This is a genomic window from Methylibium sp. (assembly GCF_013817365.1).
In the GTDB taxonomy this organism is placed as follows: domain Bacteria; phylum Pseudomonadota; class Gammaproteobacteria; order Burkholderiales; family Burkholderiaceae_C; genus Methylibium.
This window is the reverse complement of sequence record NZ_JACDCU010000196.1, coordinates 1-7,234: the sequence shown is the minus strand read 5'-3', so window position 1 is coordinate 7,234 and position 7,234 is coordinate 1. Positions and strand designations below refer to the sequence as shown.

The window sequence follows — 7,234 nt, the reverse complement described above, 5'->3', positions numbered from 1 at the left end:
CCACGAGCCCGAGCAGCACAGCGCAGTCGGCCCGCAGGGCCGACCGCCGCACCGAAGCGAAGCCCGCCGCCCGCCCGCGGCTTTGCTCCCGCACAACCTCCGCAAAGCAACAGCAACGCGCGTTGCACGGCCGCAACAGACCGATTTGCCGACCGATGCGGGGCTGGATCGATCACAGCGTTCTTTAGCCGATCGAACGCGACTTGGTATGAGATCAGGCGACCGTGACCAGCAGCTTGCCCCGCGTGTTGCGGCCCTCGATATGCCGATGCGCTTCGGCCACCTCTTCCAGCCCGTACGTCCGCTCGATCGCCACGCTCAGCCGCTCGTGCGCCACCAGCGCGAACATCTCCGCCGCCCGCTGGCGCACCTCGTGCGGCTGCAGGTAGTCGGCCAGGTGGGGGCGGGTGAAGAACACCGAGCCGGCCTCGGCGGGTTCGAGCGGAGCGATGTCCTCGACCTGTCCCGAGCTCGCGCCGAACATCACGCAGGTGCCGCGGCGCTTCAGGCAGCGGATGCTGTCGTGCACGGTGTCCTTGCCCACCGAGTGGTAGACCAAGCGATGCATGGCGATTCCCTTTTGTTGAGTGGCAATGCTCGACGGCGAAGCCAGGGCGGCTGGCTAGACCTTCACGTCCGTGAAGACCGGCGGATGCATGCGGTGGTAGGGCGTGGCGCCTTCGTAGGCCGCCGCGATCCGCAACAGCAGGGCTTCCTGCATCTCGTCGCCGACGATCTGCATGCCGATCGGCAGGCCCTTCGCATCGAAGCCGCAAGGCACCGAGATGGAGGGCACGCCCACCCAGCTGAACGGCAGCGCGAACTGGCGTCCGCGGTCGTAGGTGTCGCCGCTGGCCGAGAGCACGGGGGCCACGGTCGGCATGGTCGGCGTGATCAATGCGTCGGCCTGCCTGAACACCTCGCGAAAGCCGGCCTTCTGCTGCGCACGCTCCCGGAGCGATTTTTCGTAGAACTCGCGCGAGACCTGCTCGCCCTTCGCGAGGTTGCCCTGCACGATCGGCCCGAACAACGTCTTGTTGGCTGTGGCGCGGTACTCCTTGCCGAGGATCTGGTTGAACTCATAGAGCAGGATGTTGAAGAGAGAGGAGTACTCCAGCGGCCCCGCCAGCATCGGGATGCGCACCTGAACGACCTTCGCGCCGAGTTTTTCGAGCGTGCGTGTCGCCGCCTCGACCGCCTGGCTCACGTCGGCATCCACGTCCCGGTAGGTGTAGTTGTCGATGATCCCGATGCGAAGGCCGCGCACGCCGCCCTGCAGTGCGCGCGTGAAGTCCTCGCGGGGTCCCTTGACCGAATCCTTGTAGCTCGGATCATGGCCCGCCATCGCCTGCAGCAGCACGGCGACGTCGGCCACCGAACGTGCGAGCGGGCCGGCGCAATCGAGGCTGTAGGCGCGCGGATAAACGCCGGCGAGGCTCACGCGACCGAAGCTCGGGCGGATGCCGGTGATGCCGTTCCAGCTGGCCGGCACACGGATCGAGCCGCCGGTGTCCGAGCCGGTGCCGCCCAGGCACAGGCCGGCGGCAATGGCGGCGCCGGTGCCACTGGACGAGCCGCCCGGCGAGCGGGCCAGATCCCAGGGATTGTGCGCATCGCCGAAGAAGGCGTTGGTGCCCGAGGTGCCGGCCGCGAATTCGTTCATGTGGGTCTTGCCGAGCGAGACGACGCCCGCGTCGGCCATCCGGCGGACCACGGTGGCGTCCGAGCGCGGCACGCGGTCCTTGAAGAACTCCGAGCCGACCGTCGTGCGCACGCCCTGCGTGTCGTACAGGTCCTTGTGAACGATGGGAATGCCGTGCAGGGGCCCGCGGTCCTTGCCCGCACGCAACTCGCTGTCCAACCGGCGCGCGTGCTCGATCGCTTGGTCGCCCGTGACCGTGATGAAGGCATTGAGCTTCGGTTGAAGCTGGCTGACGGCCAGCAGGTAGGCCCGTGTTAGCTCCTCGGAGCTGTAGACGCCGGAACGCATTGCGCGGCCGGCCTCGGCGATCGAGCCGGGCAGGTCGTCCTGGCCCGCAGTCGCTCGGGGGCCGTCGGTCCCCGTCGCCCCGCCGGCCACGGCGCAGCCGGACAGATGCGGGGCCAGGAGCGTCGCGCCCGTTCCCGCCATGCCGGCCAGGATCAGACGCCGGCGGGGCGAGGGCGGATGAGGCGCGGCCTCGGTCGAAGCGGTGGGTCGTGCTTGTTCGTCGTTCATGCGTGCTCCTGTTGCGAATGTGTGTACCGGCCGTACGGCAGATCAAGGCGCTGCCACGTCCACCAGCAATTTGCCCCGGGTGTTGCGCCCCTCGATGTGCCGGTGCGCTTCGGCCACCGCGGCTAGCCCGTAGGTCCGCTCGACCGCCACGCTGAGCCGCTCATCGGCCACCAGCGTGAACAGCTCCGCCGCGCGCTGGCGCACCTCGTGCGGCTGCAGGTAATCGGCCAGGTGGGGGCGGGTGAAGAACACCGAGCCGGCCTCGGCGAGTTCGAGCGGGGCGATGCCTTCCACCTGACCGGAGCTCGCGCCGAACATCACGCAGGTGCCGCGGCGCTTGAGGCAGCGGATGCTGTCGTGCACGGTGTCCTTGCCCACCGAGTCGTAGACCACATCGACGCCGGCGCCTTGGGTGAGCGTGCGCACCGCCGCGCGAAAGTCGGTGTGGCGGTAGAGGATGGTCGCGTCGGCGCCGCGCGCCATGGCAATGGTGGCCTTGCTCTCGGTGCCCACCGTGGCGAGGACGCGGGCGCCGCGCGACTTGGCCAGCTGGATCAGCAACTGCCCCACGCCGCCGGCGCCGGCATGCACCAGGCAGGTGTGGCCGGGCTGCAATGCGAACAGCGAATGCGTCAGGTAATGCGCGGTTGAGCCCTGCAACTGCAGCGCGGTGGCGACCGCCCAGTCCACGCCCTCGGGCACCGGCACCAGTTTCCAGGCCGGCACCACCGCGAAGTCGGCATAGGCGCCGCGCGTCACGCACCAGGCCACGCGGTCGCCGACAGCCAAGTCGGTCACTCCTTCGCCCAGCGCGTCGACGGTGCCGGCGCCTTCCATGCCCAGCAGCATCGGCAGCGGCGTCTGGTAGGTCTGCGACTTGGCGTACTGACCGCTGCGCATGTAGATGTCGATGTAGTTCACGCCTGCCATCGCCACGCGCACCCGCGCTTCGCCCCGGGCCGGTTCAGGCAGCGGCCAGTCGTCGCGCAGTTCGAGCTGCTCGGGCCCGCCGAACTGCGCGATACCCACGCCTCTCATGCAAGCGCCTCCTGCCGCACCGCCTCGGGATCGTAGGCGCGCGGCTGCACGCTGCCCTTGATCTGCGTGCGGTGCATGACGCGGCGCGTGTTGGCGTCGAAGGGATCGCGCCGGTGCATGGTGCTGCGGTTGTCCCACATCAGCAGGTCGCCGACTTGCCAGCGGTGGGCGTAGGCATGCTCCGGCAAGGTGGCGTAGTGCCACAGCTCGTCGAGCAGGGCTTCGGAGGCCTCGCGCGTCAGGCCCATCACGTAGGCGTTGCGGCGGCGCCCCAGGTAGAGCACCGGCCGGCCGGTGACGGGGTGCGCGCAGACGATGGGGTGCGGCGTGCCCACTGAAGTGACGGGGTCGTCGCTGGCGGTGAGGCCCTTGCGCAGATAGCCGCCCGAGTTGTAGGTGCCGTCGTGCTTGATGCGCAGGCCGCGCACGCGCTCGCGCAGTGCCGGCGGCATGGCGGTGAGCGCGGCTTCCATGCTGCTCACCCAGGTGTCGCCGCCTTCGGGCGGCACTTCCAGCGAGTAGAGCGCCGAGGCGTCGGGCGGCTCGCTCAGGTAGGACATGTCGGTGTGCCACACCGCCTCGCCGGCGCCCAGGCTGCCGATCGGCACACCGTCGGCGCCAACGACGTTGGAGACGACGTAGATTTCGGGGTGGTCGGCCACGAAGGTCTTGCCGTTCTCGTTCACCGGCGGCGGGTCGAGCTCGCCGAAACGGCGGCTGAAGCGGATGAGGTCCGCATCGCTCAGGCGCTGGTCGCGCAACACCAGCGCTGAATGGCGGTACCAGGCGGCTTGAATGACGGCGAAGTCTTCGTCGCTGAGATTCGCCGCATCGGCTCCGATGATCTCGGCGCCCACGGACGCGGACGCGGCACGAACGGTGAGGGGGCTTTTGGCGGAAAGGGAGGTGCTCATGGATCGCTCCTTGGTCTGAAGAAAGAAGTCAGTGAACGGCGAGCGGACGCGCCGAGCGGTGGGCCAGGGCCAGGCCCGCCACCCGCTCGGCGTCGATCTGCGGCCAGTAGCCGGCCGGCAACTCGATCGCGCCGTTGCGCAAGGGCAGGGGCTCGGTGAACAGGCGCTCGCGGGGCTTGAGAAAGCCGTTCATCTCGCCGGCATTGCCGATGCGGCGTGCGGCGATGCAGGCTTCCATCCAGCAGCTCAGTTCGGTCGCCACGCCGTTGCCCAGCACGGCCTGCAGGCCCAGCGCCTCGATGCGCAGGAGGGCTGCGTCGAGCCGCGTCAGGCTGTTGAACTTCATCAGCTTGACCTTGATGAAAGCCGCCGCGCCCAGTGTGGCGGCCTGCTCGATCTCGTGCAGCGAATAGATCGATTCGTCGAGCATCAGCGGCAGGCCACGCTGCGCCGCCACGGCGGCCACCTGCATGTGCGCCGCCCAGTCACCGGCGGCGCAGGGCTGCTCGAAAAGTTCGATGCCTTCGGGATCGAGGCGCCCGACGAAGTCGCAGGCCGCGGCGGCGCCGTAGCCCTGGTTGGCATCGAGCCGCAGCAGCGCACGGCCCGCCACCGCGCGCTGTGCGGCGGCCACCGTCTGCGCATCGCGCGCGGCGTCGAAACCGACCTTGACCTTGAGCGTGGTGTAGCCGGCGGCCAGCAACAACTCGGCTTCGTCGCCCAGGCGCTCGGGCGTGTCGCCCTGCAGCAGGCCGAGCAACGGCACGCGCACCGGCCTGGAGTCGGTTGCGGCGACCTGCAGCAGGGGCGAGCGCGCCGCCATTTCGTCGGCTGTGCGCAAGGCCGTGGTCAGGAAGGGGTGCGAAGCATCGAGCGCGTCGAGCATTGCCTCCAGACGCAGATCGGGCAGGCCCTCGGCGCGGCCGTTGGAGGGCCGGCCCCGCAGCGAATCGAGGATCTCGCACGCCCGGTCCCAGGTGCCGCCGATCGTCTCGTCGGTGTAGCCGGTGAGCAGCGTGGCTTCGCCCCAGCCGATGGCGCCGTCGGGGTGGGTCACGCGCACGAGCACGGTGTCGAGTTCGGCGACCGGGCCGAAAGAGAGCTTGTACGGACGCTCCAGCGGCAGCTTGAGCAGCCAGGCGTCGAGGGTGGCTATGGGTTTCAAGGGCGCCTCCGTCTCGAGCTTCTCAGAGCTGGCGCACGAGCAGGAACACCGAGCCGACCATCGCCGCCGCAATGACGAAGCGCTGGAAGCGTGCGGTGCTCATGCCGTCGAACACGCGCAGGCCCAACCAGGCGGCGACCAGCATCACCGGGGTCGCCACGGCCACGCTCTGCACCGCACTGCTGCTCACAGTGCCGGTCGCAATGAACCAGGCCACCATCAGGCCTTGCACATACAGGCCGAAGGGCTGCATGAGGCCGCGCTGCTCGGTCTTGCTCATGCCGCGCAGGCCGTACCAGATGCCGGGCAGCAGCGGCCCCAGGCCCGACACGCCGCCCACCACGCCGCCCACCATGCCGATCGATACGTCGGCCGCACGCCCGCCGCCCGCGGAAAAACGCAAGGGCTGACGCGAGTGCTGGCGCAGCGCGAAGGCGCAGTAGCTGACGAGCAGCACGCCGACGAAGCTGCGGATCAGGCGCGGCTCCAGCCAGCTCAGCAAGGCCAAGCCGATCGGCAGGCCGACCGTGGCGCCGACGAGGAAGGGCAGCGACTTGCGAAAGTCGATTTCGGACCAGAAGCGCGGCAGCAGACCGATGTTGAGCACCAGTGCGCCGGCCACCACGATGAAGATCACGTCGGTGGCGACGAAGCCGTGATGCAGGAACAGCGAGGCGATCACGCCGAACGCGAAGCCGGCGATGCCGAAGATCGCGCCGCCCACGCAGGCTGCTGCGCCGAGCAGGAGCAGTTGGTGGGCAGTCAGGGCGGTGAGCATCGGTCCTCTACATCGGATGTACAAATCGATGCAAAGAGTCTTGCAGAATGAGCGGCTGCAAACAAGCGACTGGTTCTTGATGAGGAAGCCTGTGAAAATATCTCAAGCCATTGATATTCATGAAGATATTGCCTTCAGCATCGAACTGCGTGGTTTGTGCAAAGCCTCCACAAAGTCATGTGATTGAATCGAGATTCATCTAAATGAATATGCTTGCGACACCCTCCGCCAGCAAGCCCTTGCCGCGCTACCGCCAGATCAAGCAGCAGCTTGCCGAACTGCTGCGCGAAGGCAAGTGGCGCCACGGCCAGGCGCTCCCGAGCGAGCCGCTGCTGGCGCAGCGCTTCGGCGCGAGCATCGGCACGGTGCGCAAGGCGATCGACGAACTGGTTGCCGAGAACATCGTCGTGCGCGAGCAGGGCCGCGGCACCTTCGTGAAAAGCCACACGCGCGACTACATGCTCAATGTGTTCTTTCAGCTGGTCGACGACGCCGGCCGCAAGGAATTGCCGCGCCACCAGTTGCTCTCGTTCGTGCGCTGGCGGGCCGACGTGAAGACCGCCGAGCGCCTGGGCGTGGCGCCCGGCAGCGCGGTGCTGCGCCTGCGCAATCTGCTGGCCCTGGACGGCAAGCCGACCGTGTACGACGACATCCGCCTGCCCGCCGCGCGCTTCGCCGGCCTCACGGCCAACGAACTCTCCGAGCGCGACACGACTCTGTACGGCTTGATGCAGCAGCGCTTCGGCATTACGGTGGTGCGCATCGTCGAGCACCTGGAAGCGGTGGCCGCACCGGCCGACGTGGCGGCGCTGCTCGCCGTGACCGCCGGCCACCCCTTGCTGCGCATCGTGCGCACCGGCTACAGCTACGGCGGGGAGGCGGCCGACACGCGGCTGCGCTATGTGCGCACCGGAGCGCGGCGGTACGAGAGCGTGCTGGGGCAGCGATGAGGGCTTCGGGGTGCTTTGTCGGGCGCGGCATCAGGGCGGCGGCTGGGGTGCGCGGGGGGAGCAGAGCCGCGGGCGGGCGGCGGGCTTCGCTTCAGTGCGGCGGTCGGCCTGCTGCGCAGACCGACTTCGCTGCGCTGCTCGGTCTCGTGGCCCCGTCGCGGAACTCGCTTC

Annotated in this window: 7 protein-coding genes; 1 reads left to right on the top strand and 6 read right to left on the bottom strand. The window is 68.8% G+C overall.

Going from position 1 to position 7,234, the window contains the following annotated elements; translation table 11 throughout:
• Nucleotides 1-214 precede the first annotated feature (214 nt).
• From H0W38_RS12695 to H0W38_RS12670, 6 genes are read right to left on the bottom strand one after another with little or no spacing between them, the layout of a single operon-like run.
• The gene (locus H0W38_RS12695; RefSeq protein WP_292454540.1) at nucleotides 215-568 is read right to left on the bottom strand and encodes a zinc-binding dehydrogenase; all 354 of its coding nucleotides are present in this window, start codon (nucleotides 566-568) and stop codon (nucleotides 215-217) included.
• Between the two features lie 54 nt (nucleotides 569-622).
• Nucleotides 623-2,218: an amidase gene (locus H0W38_RS12690; RefSeq protein WP_292454539.1), complete on the bottom strand. Its 1,596-nt coding sequence runs from the start codon at nucleotides 2,216-2,218 to the stop codon at nucleotides 623-625.
• A 42-nt stretch (nucleotides 2,219-2,260) separates the two neighbouring features.
• The gene (locus H0W38_RS12685; RefSeq protein ID WP_292454538.1) at nucleotides 2,261-3,256 is read right to left on the bottom strand and encodes a quinone oxidoreductase; all 996 of its coding nucleotides are present in this window, start codon (nucleotides 3,254-3,256) and stop codon (nucleotides 2,261-2,263) included.
• Nucleotides 3,253-4,170, bottom strand: a complete 918-nt coding sequence (locus H0W38_RS12680; protein WP_292454536.1) for a TauD/TfdA family dioxygenase — start codon at nucleotides 4,168-4,170, stop codon at nucleotides 3,253-3,255. The genes H0W38_RS12685 and H0W38_RS12680 overlap by 4 nt, the downstream gene beginning before the upstream one ends.
• Before the next feature lie 28 nt (nucleotides 4,171-4,198).
• Nucleotides 4,199-5,335, bottom strand: a complete 1,137-nt coding sequence (locus tag H0W38_RS12675) for a mandelate racemase/muconate lactonizing enzyme family protein (protein WP_292454534.1) — start codon at nucleotides 5,333-5,335, stop codon at nucleotides 4,199-4,201.
• Nucleotides 5,336-5,357: 22 nt separating this feature from the next.
• Nucleotides 5,358-6,113 carry a sulfite exporter TauE/SafE family protein gene (locus H0W38_RS12670; protein ID WP_292454532.1) on the bottom strand — a complete coding sequence of 252 codons (756 nt, stop codon included), beginning with the start codon at nucleotides 6,111-6,113 and terminating at the stop codon, nucleotides 5,358-5,360.
• A 209-nt stretch (nucleotides 6,114-6,322) separates the two neighbouring features.
• Here H0W38_RS12670 and H0W38_RS12665 point away from each other — a divergent pair, with 209 nt between their 5' ends.
• Nucleotides 6,323-7,063 (top strand): GntR family transcriptional regulator, encoded by a 741-nt coding sequence (locus H0W38_RS12665; RefSeq protein WP_292454529.1) that lies wholly within the window; start codon nucleotides 6,323-6,325, stop codon nucleotides 7,061-7,063.
• Nucleotides 7,064-7,234 lie beyond the last annotated feature (171 nt).